Source organism: Desulfocicer vacuolatum DSM 3385, assembly GCF_900176365.1.
Taxonomy (GTDB): Bacteria; Desulfobacterota; Desulfobacteria; order Desulfobacterales; family Desulfobacteraceae; genus Desulfocicer; species Desulfocicer vacuolatum.
Map to the genome: position 1 here is coordinate 152307 of NZ_FWXY01000007.1, position 16368 is coordinate 168674.

Annotated in this window: 13 protein-coding genes; 6 read left to right on the forward strand and 7 right to left on the reverse strand. The window is 46.1% G+C overall.

What is annotated here, in order from left to right; all coding sequences use genetic code 11:
- Position 1 precedes the first annotated feature (1 nt).
- The 3 genes from secD to B9A32_RS08420 form a co-directional block, all read right to left on the reverse strand.
- A complete protein-coding gene (gene secD / locus B9A32_RS08410; protein ID WP_084068349.1) occupies positions 2-1579 on the reverse strand; it encodes a protein translocase subunit SecD in 1578 nt (525 codons plus the stop codon).
- 25 nt (positions 1580-1604) lie between these two features.
- Entirely contained in the window at positions 1605-1955 is a 351-nt protein-coding gene (gene yajC / locus B9A32_RS08415; protein WP_084068350.1) for a preprotein translocase subunit YajC, read from the reverse strand.
- A gap of 174 nt (positions 1956-2129) precedes the next feature.
- On the reverse strand, positions 2130-3593 hold the full coding sequence (locus B9A32_RS08420) for an Rne/Rng family ribonuclease (protein ID WP_084068351.1): 1464 nt from the start codon (positions 3591-3593) through the stop codon (positions 2130-2132).
- Positions 3594-4104: 511 nt separating this feature from the next.
- Between B9A32_RS08420 and leuS the strand changes: the two genes are divergently transcribed.
- The gene (gene leuS / locus B9A32_RS08425; RefSeq protein WP_084068352.1) at positions 4105-6696 is read left to right on the forward strand and encodes a leucine--tRNA ligase; all 2592 of its coding nucleotides are present in this window, start codon (positions 4105-4107) and stop codon (positions 6694-6696) included.
- A 97-nt stretch (positions 6697-6793) separates the two neighbouring features.
- Complete coding sequence (lptE, locus tag B9A32_RS08430; protein ID WP_212637864.1) at positions 6794-7276, forward strand: LPS assembly lipoprotein LptE; 483 nt, start codon at positions 6794-6796, stop codon at positions 7274-7276.
- 219 nt (positions 7277-7495) lie between these two features.
- Here the strand turns inward: lptE and rpsT are convergent, their stop codons facing one another.
- Positions 7496-7750, reverse strand: coding sequence for a 30S ribosomal protein S20 (gene rpsT, locus B9A32_RS08435; protein ID WP_084068354.1), 255 nt, complete (start codon positions 7748-7750; stop codon positions 7496-7498).
- 104 nt (positions 7751-7854) lie between these two features.
- On the opposite strand from rpsT, the gene murJ reads away from it, so the two are divergent.
- Both murJ and B9A32_RS08445 read left to right on the forward strand, forming a co-directional pair.
- The gene (murJ, locus tag B9A32_RS08440) at positions 7855-9444 is read left to right on the forward strand and encodes a murein biosynthesis integral membrane protein MurJ (protein ID WP_084068355.1); all 1590 of its coding nucleotides are present in this window, start codon (positions 7855-7857) and stop codon (positions 9442-9444) included.
- Positions 9431-9724 carry an FtsB family cell division protein gene (locus tag B9A32_RS08445; protein WP_170923761.1) on the forward strand — a complete coding sequence of 98 codons (294 nt, stop codon included), beginning with the start codon at positions 9431-9433 and terminating at the stop codon, positions 9722-9724. Before murJ ends, B9A32_RS08445 begins: the two co-directional genes overlap by 14 nt.
- Positions 9725-9863: 139 nt before the next feature.
- Here the strand turns inward: B9A32_RS08445 and B9A32_RS08450 are convergent, their stop codons facing one another.
- The 3 genes from B9A32_RS08450 to B9A32_RS08460 form a co-directional block, all read right to left on the reverse strand.
- Entirely contained in the window at positions 9864-10145 is a 282-nt protein-coding gene (locus B9A32_RS08450; protein ID WP_084068356.1) for an integration host factor subunit alpha, read from the reverse strand.
- Positions 10146-10370: 225 nt separating this feature from the next.
- Positions 10371-12068: an acyl-CoA dehydrogenase family protein gene (locus tag B9A32_RS08455; protein ID WP_084068357.1), complete on the reverse strand. Its 1698-nt coding sequence runs from the start codon at positions 12066-12068 to the stop codon at positions 10371-10373.
- A gap of 106 nt (positions 12069-12174) precedes the next feature.
- Complete coding sequence (locus B9A32_RS08460; protein WP_139795764.1) at positions 12175-14244, reverse strand: ATP-binding protein; 2070 nt, start codon at positions 14242-14244, stop codon at positions 12175-12177.
- Between the two features lie 241 nt (positions 14245-14485).
- On the opposite strand from B9A32_RS08460, the gene B9A32_RS21080 reads away from it, so the two are divergent.
- Positions 14486-14689: a hypothetical protein gene (locus B9A32_RS21080; RefSeq protein WP_139795765.1), complete on the forward strand. Its 204-nt coding sequence runs from the start codon at positions 14486-14488 to the stop codon at positions 14687-14689.
- 307 nt (positions 14690-14996) lie between these two features.
- The gene (purB, locus tag B9A32_RS08465) at positions 14997-16361 is read left to right on the forward strand and encodes an adenylosuccinate lyase (protein ID WP_084068359.1); all 1365 of its coding nucleotides are present in this window, start codon (positions 14997-14999) and stop codon (positions 16359-16361) included.
- Positions 16362-16368 lie beyond the last annotated feature (7 nt).

The following is a 16368-nucleotide window of genomic DNA, read 5'->3' on the forward strand; positions in this document are numbered from 1 at the left end:
GTTATATACTGAGGGTGGATGTCTTTTTTCCGGACAAAGTCATTTCAAAAATACTTTTTGAAAGGACAAGGGCGGTAAAAAGGCTTGCAAGAATACCAAGTCCCAGGGTCACGGCAAAACCCTTCACAGGACCTGTGCCGAACTGAAACAATACCACCGCAACAATAAGTGTGGTTACATTGGCGTCAAGAATAGTAAGGGCGGCCCTGGAGAATCCTGCATGCACAGAAGCCACAGGGGTTTTTCCGGAAGCAAGCTCCTCTCTGATTCTTTCAAAGATAATTACATTGGCATCCACCGCCATACCGATGGTGAGAATAATGCCTGCAATTCCCGGAAGCGTCAGGGTGGCCTGGAAGGCTGCAAGACCTCCGCCAATGAGCAGAATATTAACCACAAGGGCAATGTCTGCAATGAGACCCGCTCCCTTGTAATACATCACCATAAATAAAATAACAAGAATCCCCCCCACCATCATGGACATAAGCCCCATGCGGATGGAATCAGCTCCCAGTGTGGGGCCGACAGTTCGCTCTTCAATGATTTTAACCGGCGCCGGTAATGCACCTGCCCGCAGGACAATGGCAAGGTCCCTTGCTTCTTCCGTGGTAAAATTGCCTGTGATTCTGGCCTTTCCACCGGCAATGCGATCCTGGATCACAGGGGCGGAGTAAACCGTCTTGTCCAGTACAATGGCCAGTCTCTTTTTAATGTTTTCACCGGTGATGCGTTCAAATATACGGGCACCTTTTCGGTCAAACTCAATGCCCACATAGGGTTCATTGAACTGGGAATCGATCATCACCCGGGCATCGGTGAGGGAGCCGCCGTCCAGTAATACCTGTTTTTTGATGAGAAAGGGCACCTTGGTGACCTGACCTGTGCGGGTATTTTCTTTCATCTGATATAAAAGCACAGAACCCGGCGGAGGGGTTCCTTGGGTGGCAGACGCAACGTTCCCGGTTTCATCCACCAGCTGGAAGTTGAGCTGGGCTGTCTTGCCGATGAGATCCTTGGCCCGCTGGGTGTCAGTGATGCCGGGCAGCTGGATCTGTATTCTTTTTTCCCCCTGGAGGCGGATGTCCGGCTCGCTGACTCCGAATTCATCAATTCGGTTTCGAATGGTTTCAAGGGCCTGTTCTGTGGCCATGCGCTTTATGTTTTCCGCCTCCTGGACCGGAAGCTGCAGCACAAAGTTTTTCCCTTTGGCAACCGTAACCGTTGAAGCGATTTCCAGGGCATTGAAATCATCGCTGACAAGTGCTGTAAATCCATCAATATTTTTGTCCCCTGAAAGCGTTGCCGTGATGCTGTTATTGCTGTTTCTGGAGATGCCAAGGTGCTTGATGCCTTTTTTTCTCAACTCCTGTTTCAGCTCATGCACGGTACGTTCAACAGTGGTTTCCACCGCCTTCTGATTTTGAACTTCAAGGACAAGATGCATGCCGCCCTGGAGGTCCAGGCCAAGGTTTATTTTTTTGTGGGGCCAGCAGTCGGGGTAGAAGGTGGGAAGAACATATACCAGTGCTGTCAGTATAATCACTGCTGTAAGCGCGCCTTTCCATGTGAATGATTTCAATCTGATTGCTCCTGAAATGGCTGTATTATTTGGATTTTTTACCTTTTTTTGACTCGGCGGGTGCGTTGGTCTGGAGAGTGGCGCCCACATTTCCCCGATTGATTTTAATTTTAACGTTTTCGGCTATTTCAAGGGAAACAGTGGTATCGCCAAGGGAGGTGATGGTACCGTGAACACCACCTGATGTGATGATACGATCCCCTTTTTTAAGGCTGTTGATCATGTTTTGGTGTTCTTTGGCTTTTTTCTGCTGGGGTCTGATGAGCAGAAAGTAAAAAATAACGAACATGAGAATAAGGGGTACAAATGCTGTAAATCCACCTGCCTGTCCACCTGCTGCGCCAGCCTGTCCCATTGCAAATGCTGTGTTGATCATGGTAAAAATCCTCCTGGTTTTAAATAATCTTTAGTTTATTTATGGATGTTTCTTATAGCTGCTAAAAAAATGTCGGTCAAGGTTTGCCCTTGATGGAAAAGTATGCCGGAGTGCGACTGTTTGAGATACACAAAAGTTGTACTTATGTCAAGGATTCAACATTTTTGTTAAGTTTTATTTATTACAATTTATTCGGCTGTCGCCCCAGTTCATACTGTTGCATGCATTGATGGTAATATCAATATCCCTTTTAATTTCAATGTCATGGATCTCTTTTCTTTTCTTGTTTAAAAGATAGGCTGCCACCTCCCATGGTACCTCTGCAGTAAGGGATGTGATTCCCCCTTTAATGGTCTTGAGATTGAGCTGTCGTAAAAAGGCAAGGCCAAGATTTTCCACAGACGGAATCATGCCGCGCCCTTTGCAATGGGTGCAGGTTTTATAGCTGCCAAAGGTGATGGAGGGTCTCAATCGCTGTCGGGACATCTCCACAAGTCCAAACCCGGATATGCCGCCTACCTTGGTTTTTGCCTTATCAAATTTAAGGTGTTTTTTCAGGGTTTTGGTGACATCTGCTTTGTGTTTTCGCTCCTTCATATCAATGAAGTCCACCACAATCAATCCCCCCAGATCCCTGAGCCTTAGCTGCCGGGCCACCTCTTCTGCCGCTTCAATATTGGTGTGATAGGCAGTCTGTTCAATGTTTTTTTTGCCGGTGGATTTGGCTGAATTGACATCAATGGCCACCAGGGCTTCGGTCTGATCAATGACAATGGAACCGCCTGATTTTAGGGAAACTTTGGGCTCAAATATGGAGGCAATCTGCTCTTCCAGCTGGTGTTTGGTAAAGATGGGTTTTTCACCCTTGAACAGCTTCACGATTTTCTGTTTGCCCGGGGCAATGATTCCCATGAAATCTTTGACTTCCAGGTACACCTCTTTATCATCTATGAGAATTTCTGTGATATCATCGGTGAAATAGTCTCTCAGGGATCTCACAGCAAGGTTTTGCTCCTTGTAGAGCAGGGAAGGGGTTTCACTCTGGATGGCTTTTTTATTGATGTTTTTCCAGGCCCGTTGGAGGTATTTCAGGTCGTTGTTGAACATGGTCTTGGTGGCATCTTTGCCCGCAGTTCTGACAATGAGACCAAATCCTTCGGGTACCTTCACAGAATCAATGATGGATTTGAGGCGTTTTCGCTCTTCTTCGTCCATGATCTGGCGGGAAACCCCCCGGGTGTTGCTGCCCGGCATGAGCACAGATAGCCTTCCCGGCAGGGAAATAAAGGTGGTGAGCATGGCTCCCTTGTGCATAATGGGGTCTTTTGTGACCTGGACAATGAGCTCCTGGCCCTTTTTAACCAGGTTGGTGATGCGTCTGTCTCCGGCATCGTTGTCAAGGAAGTAATCACTGTGGATTTCATTGAGTTGCAGAAAACCGTTTTTCTGGGTGCCGTAATCCACGAAAACCGCCTGGAGACTTGGCTCCACCCGTGTGATGGATGCTTTGTAAATGTTGCCCTGGGTCATTTCTCGTGCCGCTGTATCCAGGTGGATTTCTTCCAGTTTGTTGTCTTTAACGGTCACGATTCTGCATTCATCGGAATCGAGCGCATTAATTAAAATTTTTCTTGTCATTAAATCTTTCTTACTGCCTCCATGCAAAAATTATATATGGAGATTTTTAATCAATGGATTTGATACGTCTGTTTGGCCGTGTCTGCCATTTGCCGGGAATTTTTGAAGGTGGACCCCTGCGATGAAAGTCAGATAAATTTAAGCCCTGTATCCCAATGTCGGCCGGTTGATCAGAAAATTATATCCTCTGTCATAAACGATATATGTTGTGATTAAATCCAAAATATACAACTGTTTTTGAAAAATCCCAATGCCATTAAAAATCTCTCTTTGATTTTTTAAATATGAAATTTAAGAAAGAAGTTTGATACGCTTTAAATGTGTAAACTGCCAGCGCTTGATAAAACAAAATATCTTTCTGGAAACAACAAGTATTCGATTGACGCCGTCAAGTCAAATAAATTATGCGTTGTCCATGGTATCATGCTTGCTATTTCATTCATATTATGCCATTTAATGAGCTTTATTTGTCCTTAATAAATCCAAAGTGTCTGGAGGTTTACATATAATTATGGAAGAACGGTACAGTCCTGAAGCAGTTGAAGTAAAATGGCAGCAATATTGGGAATCCCATGGAATATTTTCCACATCTGAAGATACGTCCAAAGAAAAATATTACCTTTTGGAGATGTTTCCCTATCCCTCGGGGAAAATTCACATGGGACATGTCAGGAATTATACCATTGGGGATGTGGTGGCCCGGTATAAACGAATGAAGGGCTATAATGTCCTCCATCCCATGGGGTGGGATGCCTTTGGCATGCCCGCTGAAAATGCAGCCATTGATAATAATACCCATCCGGCAGCCTGGACCTATGACAATATGGCAGCCATGAGAAAACAGCTCAAAAAAATGGGTTTTTCCTATGACTGGAACCGGGAAATTGCCACCTGTAGACCGGAATACTATCGGTGGGAACAATGGCTGTTTCTCCAGATGCTGGAAAAGGAGATGGTGTACCGAAAGGAATCCTATGTCAACTGGTGTGAGCATTGCCAGACCGTTCTTGCCAATGAGCAGGTGGAAGCGGACCTTTGTTGGCGGTGCAGCCAACCGGTGCAGCAAAAGAAACTGTGGCAATGGTTTTTTAAAATCACTGATTATGCCGAAGACCTTTTGCTGCATTGTGATAAATTGCCGGGGTGGCCCGGCAAGGTAACCCTGATGCAGAAAAACTGGATCGGCAAAAGTGTGGGCTCTGAAGTCTCCTTTGACATTGAAGGCATGGATGGTGAAATCAAAGTGTTTACCACCCGTCCTGATACGTTGTTCGGTTCCACCTTCATGTGTCTTGCTCCGGAGCACCCATTGGTGGAATCCCTGTCCCGGGGTACGGAGCAGGCCGATGCCGTAAAAGCGTTTGTGGAAAAAATATCCCGCCAGGAGCGATCCACAGATGCCCTGGAAAAATATGAAAAAGAAGGGGTGTTCACCGGTGCCTGGTGTATCAACCCCACCAATGGACGGCGCATGCCCGTATTCACGGCTAATTTTGCCCTGATGGGGTATGGTACCGGTGCGGTGATGTCCGTACCGGCCCATGATCAACGGGATTTTGATTTTGCCCGGAAATATGATTTGGACATTGTGGTGGTGATTCAGCCGGAAGGGGAAACCCTGGACCCTGCCACCATGGAAGAGGCTTACACCGGAGAAGGGCTGCTGGTGAATTCCGGTGAATACAATGGCATGAAAAACCGTGATGCCATGGCCGAAATAACCACATGGCTTGAAAAAGAAGGCCGGGGAAAACAGACCGTCAGTTTCCGCCTCCGGGACTGGGGCATCTCCCGTCAACGTTATTGGGGAACCCCCATTCCCGTGATTCACTGTGACACCTGTGGTGTGGTACCGGTGCCCGAATCCCAGTTGCCTGTCACCCTGCCCGAAGATGCGGATTTACTTGAGAACGGAGGTTCACCGCTTCCCACCCTGGATTTCTTTGCCCGTACCACCTGTCCTGTATGTGGCAGACAAGATGCCAGGCGGGATACCGACACCATGGACACCTTTGTGGAGAGTTCCTGGTATTTTGTGCGTTATTGCAGTCCCCGTTGCGAAACTGCCATGTTTGACGCCGATGCCGTTAAATATTGGATGCCGGTGGATCAATACATTGGCGGGGTGGAGCATGCCATTTTACATCTGCTCTATTCACGCTATTTCATGCGGGTATTAAATACCCTGGGGCTCATTGATTTTAAAGAGCCTTTTACCCATCTTCTCACCCAGGGCATGGTGTGCAAAGAAACCCTTACCTGTCCTGAACATGGTTATCTTTTTCCGGAAGAGGCGTTGCCCACGGGGGAAGGCTTTAAATGCGTAAAATGTGACAACACCGTTGAGGTGGGACGGGTTATTAAAATGTCCAAATCCAAGAAAAATGTCATTGATCCCAATATTCTTCTGGAAAAATACGGGGCAGACATCACCCGGCTTTTTTGTTTATTTGCCGCTCCGCCGGAGCGGGACCTGGAGTGGAACGATGATGGGGTGGAGGGATGTCATCGCTTCATTAACCGGGTGTGGCGCCTGGTGGATCTGTGCCGGGAAAAATGCGGTGATACCCCTGCCTATGACGGCCCCATGGAAGGGTTGTCAGAGGATGCAAAAAATCTTCATCGCAAGGGACATCAAACCATAAAAAAAGTCACCGATGACATTGAGGACAGCTTCCATTTTAATACAGCCATCAGTGCGGTGATGGAGCTTGTAAATGCCATGTACAGTGCAAATCTCAATGGTGATGATGAAGGAATGAAAGGGGTGGCTGCCTTTTGTATGGAAAACATTGTGCTGCTGCTGTCCCCCATTGTACCCCATTTTGCCGAAGAATTGTGGGAACGCATGGGGCATGACGCCAGTGTTGTGGATCATACCTGGCCCCAATACAGGGAAGATGCCCTGGTCAGCGATGAGATGCTCATTGTGATTCAAGTGAATGGGAAGCTTCGGTCAAAATTTAATATCCGTGCAGATGCCGATGATGATGCCATTAAAGCCGTGGCCCTGGCCGATGAAATAGTGATGAAGCACGTTGCTGACAAAACCATTCGAAAGGTGATTGTTGTAAAGAAAAAGCTTGTCAATATTGTGGTGTAATATGGGACATGGAAAATATCCACTGTTCCGGGGCCTTTCATCGTTTTTTTCCATGTCCGGGAAAAAAAATAAAAGGCCTTTGCAACACTTTGCTTGGTTGATAATTGCGCTGCTGCTGGGGGGGTGTGGATATCACATCCAGGGAAACACCCCCCTGCCCGCCGGGATAAAGGCTGTTCATGTCACCTTGTTTGAAAATCGCAGTGGTGAGTCCGGCGTAGAAAATACATTTACCGATTTGTTCATAGATGAACTGCTCATGAAAACAGATGCCAAGGTCACAGATGAGGCCCATGCCAGGGGATTTGTCACCGGGATCATTCGTTCCATCTCTGTGGGGGATCTTACCCGATCCTCCGATGATGCGGTTCTCCAGGGTCTGGTGCGTGCCACCATGGATCTTTCCATGGCAGATGAGACGGGCAATGTGGTGTGGGGGGTAAAGGGCTATAGTGACAGTAAAGTGTATACCGCCTCCAGCTCCAATGTGACCGATGAGTCTGCAAAACAGGAAGCTGTGGAATACATTGCCCGGCGCTTGTCTGAAAAACTGGTGAGCGCCATGGGGGATCAGTGGTAGGCCGTTTCAATGTTCCGGGCAGCTCTGCCTTAGCTTGCCTTGGAGGCTGCATTGTATATAAACTGTCATGGGCAGACCTTATTCTGACCTCGGTCTGCCCACAACAAAGATAGAAATAATATTCCATAGATTTACGGAGTATCTCATATAAAAAAAAGGCGCATAAATCAGGAAATTAAGCTCCTGATTCATACGCCTTTAAATTTGTAAAAAACGGCTTTAGTTCAGAATTCTGGAAAGCCTTGAAATCTTACGTGCGGCAGTGTTCTTATGAATAACCCCTTTCTTCGCTGCTTTGGCAATGGTGGCCTGGGCTGCCTTGAACAGCTCCTGGGCATTTTCATTACTGTCTTCCTGGGCAGCTGCCTGAACCTTTTTAATGCTGGTGTTCATGGCAGATTTTGTGGATTTATTTCTAAGACGTCTGTTTTCACTCTGTTTTGCACGTTTCAATGCTGATTTATGATTGGCCAACTTGTTTTGAACTCCTTCATTTATATTATTAATTTAATAGTAATTCCATAAGTTTTGAATTAAGTAATTTAATTATATTCAACTTTTTTGTCAAGGGAAAAGTGATGGTACCGGCTGAAAAACAAAAACTTGCTAAACTGTTTTCCGGGGTGTTCACCATTGGAAGTGCAACCCTTTTAAGCCGTATTCTTGGGTTTGTCAGAGATGCCATTGTGGCCATGCTTTTTGGGGCAGGAATTTATTCAGACGCCTTTTTCATGGCCTTTAGAATTCCCAATCTGTTGCGAAAATTTTTTTCCGATGGTGTATTGAGCCTCTCTTTTATCCCTGAATTTACAAAATGTCACACCATTGAAGGCAAAGAAAAAGCCTTTGACATGGCCCGGTCTTTTTTTTGTATAATTTCTTTTGCCGGGGTGCTGCTGGTGCTGTGTGGCATTGTCTATACTCCGGGGCTGGTTTCCACCATTGCACCGGGGTTTGTTACCCATGCCCAGAAGTATGATCTCACTGTGGCATTGACCCGAATCATGATGCCCTATGTGGGGGCTATTTTTCTCATGGCCGTGTGCATGGGGATTTTAAATGCCTGTGGTCATTTTGCCGCTCCGGCTGTGGCCCCCATTGTCTTTAATGTGGTGATTATTTTTTTTGCCCTGGTGTTATCACCTTTGTTTGACATGCCGGCCGTGGCCCTTGCCTGGGGGGTGACCCTGGGGGGGGTGTTTCAACTTTTGCTGCAATTGCCCTTTATATATGGCAAAGGATTTCGATTTCTAAAGCGCTGTCACATCATGAATCCCGGGGCTGTAAAGGCGGCAGGAACCATGCTGCCCGCCATGGTGGGGGGGGCAGGGTATCAAATCAATGTCCTTGTGGTTACATTCATGGCATCCCGTCTGGGGGATGGCAGCATCTCCTATCTTTATTATGCCGATCGCCTGGTACAGTTTCCCCTGGCATTGTTCACTGTGTCTGTTTCCACGGTGATATTTCCCCGGTTGGCCTCATCTGTTGCCATCAACAGACAAGAAGATGCCACGGAATTGTTTTCCCGGGGACTACAGGCGGTGTTTTTTATTACTCTTCCAGCCATGGCCGGATTGATGGTGCTTGGAAAACCCATTGTGGCCCTTCTTTTTTTCCAGGGGGAATTTGAAATGACTGCAGTGGTTGAAACCGGTTCGGTTTTATTTTTTCTCTCCACAGGATTGTGGGCCTTTTCCGGTACCCGGCTGTTTGGGGCCTTTTTTTATGCATTTTCAGACATAAAAACCCCTTTTGTGGCAGGGTTTTGTTCCATCTGGGTTAATGTGGTGCTGGGGTGGGGATTGATGAAAAGTATGGGACACACCGGTCTTGCCCTTTCTTTATCTGTTTCCGCTGTGGTTAACCTTGTGATTCTTTTGTGGAAGGCAAATGTTTATTTCACGGTCTCTGTGTGGCAGAAAATGTTGTTATCCGGTGCCAAAGCCCTTGTTTTTTCCGGGATCATGTATGGGGTGGTGGGCTGGGCGTCTTCCCTGCTTTGTCCTGCACTGGATGCAGGAAAACCGGCCCTTTGCATGGGAGTGCTTCTTTCCATCATGATCGGAGTGCTGGTGTATGGGGGATTGTTTTTTGTGGGAGGGCGGCAGGAATATCGCAGAATGCAAAAATGGGTTAAAGGAAGTAAAAAAAATGTGGCGATTTAAGGCATCTGGATTTTACCTTGCCATGCTGGCCTTAACGGTGCTTGCCGCTTATATGGTGTGGGGGAGCAATGGGTACATGGTTCTGGTCAGTCTCAGGAATGAAGAAGTGCAGGTGTTGAAAGAAAATCACAGTGTCATGCAAAAAAATCAACAGATTGAAAAAATTATTGACCGCCTCAAGCATGACGGCACATACATTGAGCATGTGGCAAAGCATGAATTCGGGCTGGCAGGGGTGGATGAGCTGATTTTCAGGTTTGATCCCGGTGGGTCCCAATGAAATCTGCCCAAGGAAGTGCGCCCAAGAAAGTGCGATTGACCCGTTGGAGCAAAAAAATCCGAAGATTCCTTTAGCGGTTGTTCCGGTCAGGGGGAATTGATCTGATGATCATGGTGCCCCCCTGGAGCCGGGTATATCATTAGTTATTGATAAGATTGCGCAGCTTTCCCGAGCACTTAAAGGTAACCACCCGTCTGGCAGGCAGGTTCATCTCCTGGCTGGTGGCAGGGTTGCGCCCCTTTCTTGATTTTTTCTCATTAACGCAGAATTTACCAAATCCACTGATCATGACGTCTTCGCCCTTTTCCAGGCTGCCTTTAATGATTTCCAGGAAATCTTCCATGATGTTGTATGAGGTGGTTCTTGAGATATCAAGTTTTTTTTGAATTTTTTCTGTTATTTCTGTTTTTGTCAATGCCATATTTCAATTCTCCCGGATCAAATAAGTATTTTGATTTTATATATAAATATCATTTGTTTTTGGCCAACGATACTTTAAAGTTTGTCTGTTTGTCAAGGGAATTGAGGGCGTTGCCCATATAATCGGTGGGCTTGCGCACAGTATTGTTTTTTTTCAACCCGCAGGTGACGGATTTAACCGTGTCGTGTGCGGATAGCGTGTGTGGTCAAGCCCCCGGATTCAAAGTTAAGCATTCATCTCATAGGTGTCGCTCATCTTCAGCACGTGGGTTTGCCATACCCGCTGGAAGCGTTTCGGATCTGTCACCGGTTTTTTAATGATTTTCAGGCTGTTTTCCATTTGTTTGTCTGTGGCACTGCTCTTGCTGTAGAGCTGGAGCGCATGTTTTGAAAAATCTTTTACCATGAAATCAAAAATCTGATCCACAATATCCTCTTCTGTTTTTAAAAGAAGAGCATTCTCAATGATCAATTGGCCATAGACCACCAATGCAAAGAGTTCTCCCAGAATCAAGAGAAAATCAATGTCTTTTATCTGTTCTTTTTCCGGTGGGGCATTGAGCAACAGGTCTTTAAGGGCCTTGATCTGTTCTTTAAAAATGGTGAGGTTGGGCAGGTCCATTTGGGCATAGGTTTTTTCAAAATCATGGAAAATAATTTTAGAAAGTCCCCGGGTGCTTCCCTGGTCAAACAGGAAGTCGTCATTGGCTGTGTTGTGCATCAGGGGGATCTCCGGCATGTCTGCCGGTGCAAAAAGATAATTGGCCATGAATTTCACCACCAGGGCCATGTTCACATGGACGGTGCCCTCCAGTTTTGGAAGTCCCCGGATTTCAATGGCCGCCATTTCAAAATAGGTGTCCTTTTCAAAGCCTTTGGCTGCGATGACGTCCCAGATAAGGTTGATCACCTCTTCTCCCTGGGTGGTTACCTTCATTTTGGTCAGGGGATTATACAGAAGATAACGTCTGTCATCCCTGGAAGCCGTGCGCATATAGTCACTGTTTCTTGCAGCAAAAAGTTTCATGGCTGTGAGCCGGGCAAAGGCGGTTGTCATCAATTCCTGGACATGGGGAAAGTCTGTCACTTTTTTGCCGTAAAGCTCCCTGTGGGCCGCATGGGTGATGGCCTCGTAAAAAGCATGGGTGCAGATACCGATGGAGGCCCAGCCCAGATTGTATTTTCCCACATTAATGGTGTTCAGTGCACTGTCCCAGGCATGGGAACCCCGGGAGAGGATGTCCGAAGATGCCACAGGATATCCGTTGAGGCTGAACTCTGCCACATAGGACTGGTTGGAAATGATATTTTTTACCAGGGTATAATTTTCATGTTCCGGCCGGGCTGTGAAAAATACATATTCGTCGGTGTCAGAATCCTTTCCAAACACCGATACCAGGCCCGCTTTATTGGCATTGCCAATGTAATATTTTCCGCCGTCTGCTACAAATTGATCATCGGTGAGGGGGGTCAGTGTCATATCACTGGAATAAAGATCTGCTCCATGTTCTTTTTCCGATAATCCAAAGGCAAAGATTTCCCCTTGCTCCAGTAATTTTGCCGTCTTTTTTTTCAGTGCTTCATTTTTACCCATCCAGATGGGTCCCAGCCCCAGGATGGTGACCTGCCAGGTGTACCAGTAGGGCAAACCGTAAAATCCAAGGATTTCATTGAAGCAGCAATTGCGGCAGGTATCCCAGCGACAGCCTTCAGTGCCATATTGCGATGGTGTTAAAAGGGTATAAAAAATTTTTTCTTTTTTCACAAACTCAAGGAAATCAGCGTACCACTCCTTGGCGTGGTAGTCTGATTTGAGTTTTGTTTTTCCCTTGCTTTCAAAAAAGGCTATGGTTTTTTTCATGATCCGGGCCGATGCGGCATCCAGATGATCAAAGGATTCTTTTTTGGGATTAAGAAGTTTCAAAATACCCTCCTGGAGATCTTGTTATTTTTATAAACAATGTTCACTGTAATGATGTTAATTTCTATCAGGTGGGGGTATTTGTCAAGTCTTTTTGGCAGCAGGGCCGCTATTTAAGAAATTTTTTAATGGTTTCTGAAAGGGAATTAATGGAAAGGGGTTTTGAAAGAAGCGCATCAATGTCCTGATTTTCATCCTGGCCCAGGGCTGTACGACTGTCAAATCCCGTGGCCAGAATAACAGGGACTTCTTTTTTGATTTTTTTGATTTCCCTGGCCAGCTGGGTTCCCTGGAGGCCGGGCATGGTGAGATCCGTAATTACCAGGTCAAAGGAGTCTGACTCTTTTTTAAATGCAGCCAGGGCTTCAGAGGGGGACTGCAAGGCAACAGCCTGGTATCCGATCCTTTCCAGCATCATTTTGCCAAGATCCACCAGCATCTTTTCATCATCCACAAACAGAATTTTACCTTCTCCGGTGGCAATGGCATTGTTCATCACCCTGTTTTTTTTCTGTTCATCGGGGCAGGCCGGCAGGTAAATGGTAATCACAGTGCCTTTTCCCGGCTGGCTCTCCAGCACAACGCCCCCTTTACATCGTGTGATAATGCTGTGTACCACAGAAAGGCCAAGTCCCCGGCCGTCTCCCCCCTGCTTGGTGGTGAAATAGGGGTCAAAGATTTTATCCCTTAACTCCGTTGTGATCCCTTTACCGTTGTCTTCTACTTCAATGGTGACATAATCGCCATGGGGCAGGTTCAGTTCATTGGTGGGGGTGTAATTTTCAGCCGTGAGGGAGATATCTTTCATTGCAAGGGAAATCGTACCTTGCTTGCCCTCCATGGCCTGGTATGCATTTGTCATCAGATTGGTGATGATCTGGTAAATCTGATTGGGGGTTGCAAGTACCCGTCCTGTCTTTTGGGGAATATCACTGTTAATGGTAATGGATGAAGGAATGGTGGCCCTTAGCATCTTGAGTTTTTCTTTAACCACAGAGGTGGGAATGATGGGGCTTGGGGGGGTGTCCTCTTCCTCTTTTAGGCGACTGAAGTCCAGTATCTGCAGGGTCAGGTTCTTGGCCCGGTTGCAGCCGTCAATGATCTGCCGGGTGAAGTGGCTGGTTTTAGAATCACTGCTTACATCCATCTGGAGCAGCTGGGTGTAGCCCAGAATGACTCCCAGAATATTGTTGAAATCATGGGCAATGCCCCCGGCAAGTGTTCCCAGTGCTTCCAGGCGCTGGACCTGGTTGAGCTGGGCCATGAGGCGTTCGTTTTCTTTTTCTGACAATTTGTATTCAGTGATATCTCTGTCAATGCCCCGGTACCCTATGAGCGTTCCAGTGTCATCCAGCATGGGTCTGCCGTTGGTGAGAAAACAGAGGCGTTTTTTGTTTTTATGCTGTTTCCAGATTTCAATGTTTTTAAAGGGAAGACAGGCCTTGGTGCGGTGACAGATGCGTTTTTGGGCAATGGACGTTTCTTTTTCCTTGAACATGGCTGAAAAATGGATTTCATTGAGTTCTTCCATGGAATATCCTGTAATATCTGTTATGTTGTCAGATACATAGGTATATTTCCCATGGCGATCCATTTCCCAGATAAGATCCCCAATGCTGATGGTTATCTCTTTAAACCGTTGTTCGCTTTCAAGGAAACCATTTTTCATGGTCTGTTTTTGTCGCAGTTGCCGGTGCAAAGCTTGAATGTTTTCATGGGATGCCAGTGCTGTTGCAAAAACAGTGTTGATTTTTTGAGCATTGATTTCAGCATCTGTGAATATGTCGTGGATGTCACTTTCTTCCAGCATCTGCTCATGGGAAATGTCATCCAATGTGTCTGTTTGTATGATAATTCGAATGGTTTTATCTTTTACAGATTCACGAATATAATGGATCAGCCATCGGCCGTCTGTAATTGTTTTTCGGGACAGATGGAGCAGCATGACTGCAATGTTTTGTGTTTTTGAAATAAGAGTCTGGGCATCATGGATGGAATCGGCTTTGATAAGGGAAACAGGCTTTTTTTTAAAGGCAAACCGGGAAAGGGTGGTTTCAATAAATGTTTGGTTTTTTTCATCAGAATCAACAACAAGGACCTGCCGGGTTTCCCTGGAAAGGGAGGGGGCAATGGTGTCAACTTTTTTTGGCGATCGCTTTTCCGGAAATTCTGAAACCATAATGTTTTCCCTTTTTATTGATATGGAGTATTGATTTTTTTTATGACAAAGCAGATCTTGGGTACTGGATTTTAGGTGCCGGGTGTTCACAGCAACTACTTTTTCATTGTTTGTTGTGGCTGGAAATTACAGCCATGTAAATTTTTTATATGAAACTCCATCCAAAATCCTGTAATAGTTAGAATTTCATTTTTCGTTGTGGGCAGGTTAAATCCCAATATGATCTGCCTGTGGCAGTTATATGAAATACTCCGCAAATCAGAGGTGTATTTCAAGCTTTGTTGTGGGCAGAACGAGATCAGAATACGACCTGTCCGGGGCAGTTATATTTGGATCATCCCATATATTTTATGGAACATCGAGTTCAGGCTATAAGGAAGATGCGGATGTTGTCAATAAAATTATGATGTTCCTGCAAAAAATCGATATCCCGGCTGAAAATTGAAAGCGATCATCCTTATTCTTGGACTGCACGCAGGAAGCCCGGCATGGAAAACAATTGACACCTGTGTGATCTTTTATTAACTATATCCTACTTTTTTTATATGAAATACTCCGCAAACCCGGGGAATATTTCTACCTTTGTTGTGGGCGGAATGAGGTCGGAATACGGTCCGCCCGTGGCGGGTTATATGAAATATTCCGCAAACCTGTAGAGAGTTTCTATTTTTGTTGTTGGCAGAACCGGATAAAATAAGGTCTACCGGTGGCAGTTATATTTTTTAATTCACACCCTAAGTTATGGAGAAATTATGGAAAGCATAAAAGCATTGTCAGTGCTTGATGGAAGATATAAAAGACTCACCGGTGAACTGGTGGATGTTTTTTCCGAATATGGTCTGATCAAACACCGGGTTCAGGTGGAAATTGAATGGCTCAAATTTATTCTCATGGATCTGAAACTGGCGGTCCTGGATAAAAATAAAGTGGATGATATTGACATCATTCTCAATGATTTCACCGGAAAAGATGCCCTGAGGGTCAAGGAAATTGAGCGATCCACCAACCACGATGTCAAAGCCGTGGAATACTTTATCAAAGAGAAACTTACGGAAAAAGGCCTGGGTGACATTGGGGAATGGGTGCATTTTGCCTGTACCTCCGATGATATCAACAACACGGCCTATGCCCTTATGTTGAAAAAAGGCAGGGATATTGCAACGGCCCTTTTGTCTGACCTGGTTGAAACGGTTGAAGAAAAAGCCATGGCCTATAAATCGGTTCCCATGATGTCCCGGACCCATGGTCAGCCGGCAACCCCCACCACCGTGGGAAAAGAATTTGTCAATTTTGCCTGGCGCTTTAACCGGGAGGTTAACATTTTAAAGGAAGCAACGGTACAGGCAAAAATAAACGGTGCCACAGGAAGCTACAATGCCCATTATTTTGTTTTTCCTGAAATTGACTGGATCGCCGCAGGGCAGCGGTTTCTCACCACCCATCTGCAATTGGAACCCCTTCTTTACACCACCCAGATCAATCCCAATGCCTCTTTGTCATTCATTCTTCATGCTTTGATTCGTTCGGCTGCAGCAGTGGTGGATCTTGACAGAGACATGTGGGGATATATCTCCCTTGGCTATTTCAAGCAACGGTTGAAAAAAGGGGAGACCGGCTCCTCCACCATGCCCCATAAGGTAAATCCCATAGACTTTGAAAACAGTGAGGGAAATATGGGAACAGCCATCTCCATGATGGAGCACATGGCCGTGAAACTCCAGAAGTCCCGATTTCAAAGGGATTTGTCTGACAGCACAGTGTTAAGGGGGCTGGGCTCCCTTTTCGGGTATTATATCATCGGTATTAAAAACTGCATAAAGGGGCTGGGAAAGGTGGATCTCAATGCGACGGTGCTGGAGAATGACCTTAGGGCCAACCAGGAGCTTCTGGCTGAACCCTTTCAGACAGCCATGCGGGTTTTTGGAGAAGAAAACCCCTATGAACGGCTCAAGGATCTCACCCGGGGACAAAAAATAGACAAAGAAATCCTGGATGCATTTGTGGATAAACTGGAAAAAGTACCGGGGCCCTTTAAAGAGCGCATGCGCCAACTGACCCCTGCCACCTACACCGGCCTTGCTGAGCAGCTGGTGGACCACTATTTCAAGGAAAAATAATAATCAA

Coding starts and splice junctions, on each gene's coding strand:
- yajC (WP_084068350.1), bottom strand. CDS start 1,955: ATGATCAACACAGCATTTGCAATGGGACAGGCTGGCGCAGCAGGTGGA.
- B9A32_RS08420 (WP_084068351.1), bottom strand. CDS start 3,593: ATGACAAGAAAAATTTTAATTAATGCGCTCGATTCCGATGAATGCAGA.
- leuS (WP_084068352.1), top strand. CDS start 4,105: ATGGAAGAACGGTACAGTCCTGAAGCAGTTGAAGTAAAATGGCAGCAA.
- murJ (WP_084068355.1), top strand. CDS start 7,855: ATGGTACCGGCTGAAAAACAAAAACTTGCTAAACTGTTTTCCGGGGTG.
- B9A32_RS08445 (WP_170923761.1), top strand. CDS start 9,431: ATGTGGCGATTTAAGGCATCTGGATTTTACCTTGCCATGCTGGCCTTA.
- B9A32_RS08450 (WP_084068356.1), bottom strand. CDS start 10,145: ATGGCATTGACAAAAACAGAAATAACAGAAAAAATTCAAAAAAAACTT.
- B9A32_RS08460 (WP_139795764.1), bottom strand. CDS start 14,244: ATGGTTTCAGAATTTCCGGAAAAGCGATCGCCAAAAAAAGTTGACACC.
- B9A32_RS21080 (WP_139795765.1), top strand. CDS start 14,486: ATGAAATACTCCGCAAATCAGAGGTGTATTTCAAGCTTTGTTGTGGGC.
- purB (WP_084068359.1), top strand. CDS start 14,997: ATGGAAAGCATAAAAGCATTGTCAGTGCTTGATGGAAGATATAAAAGA.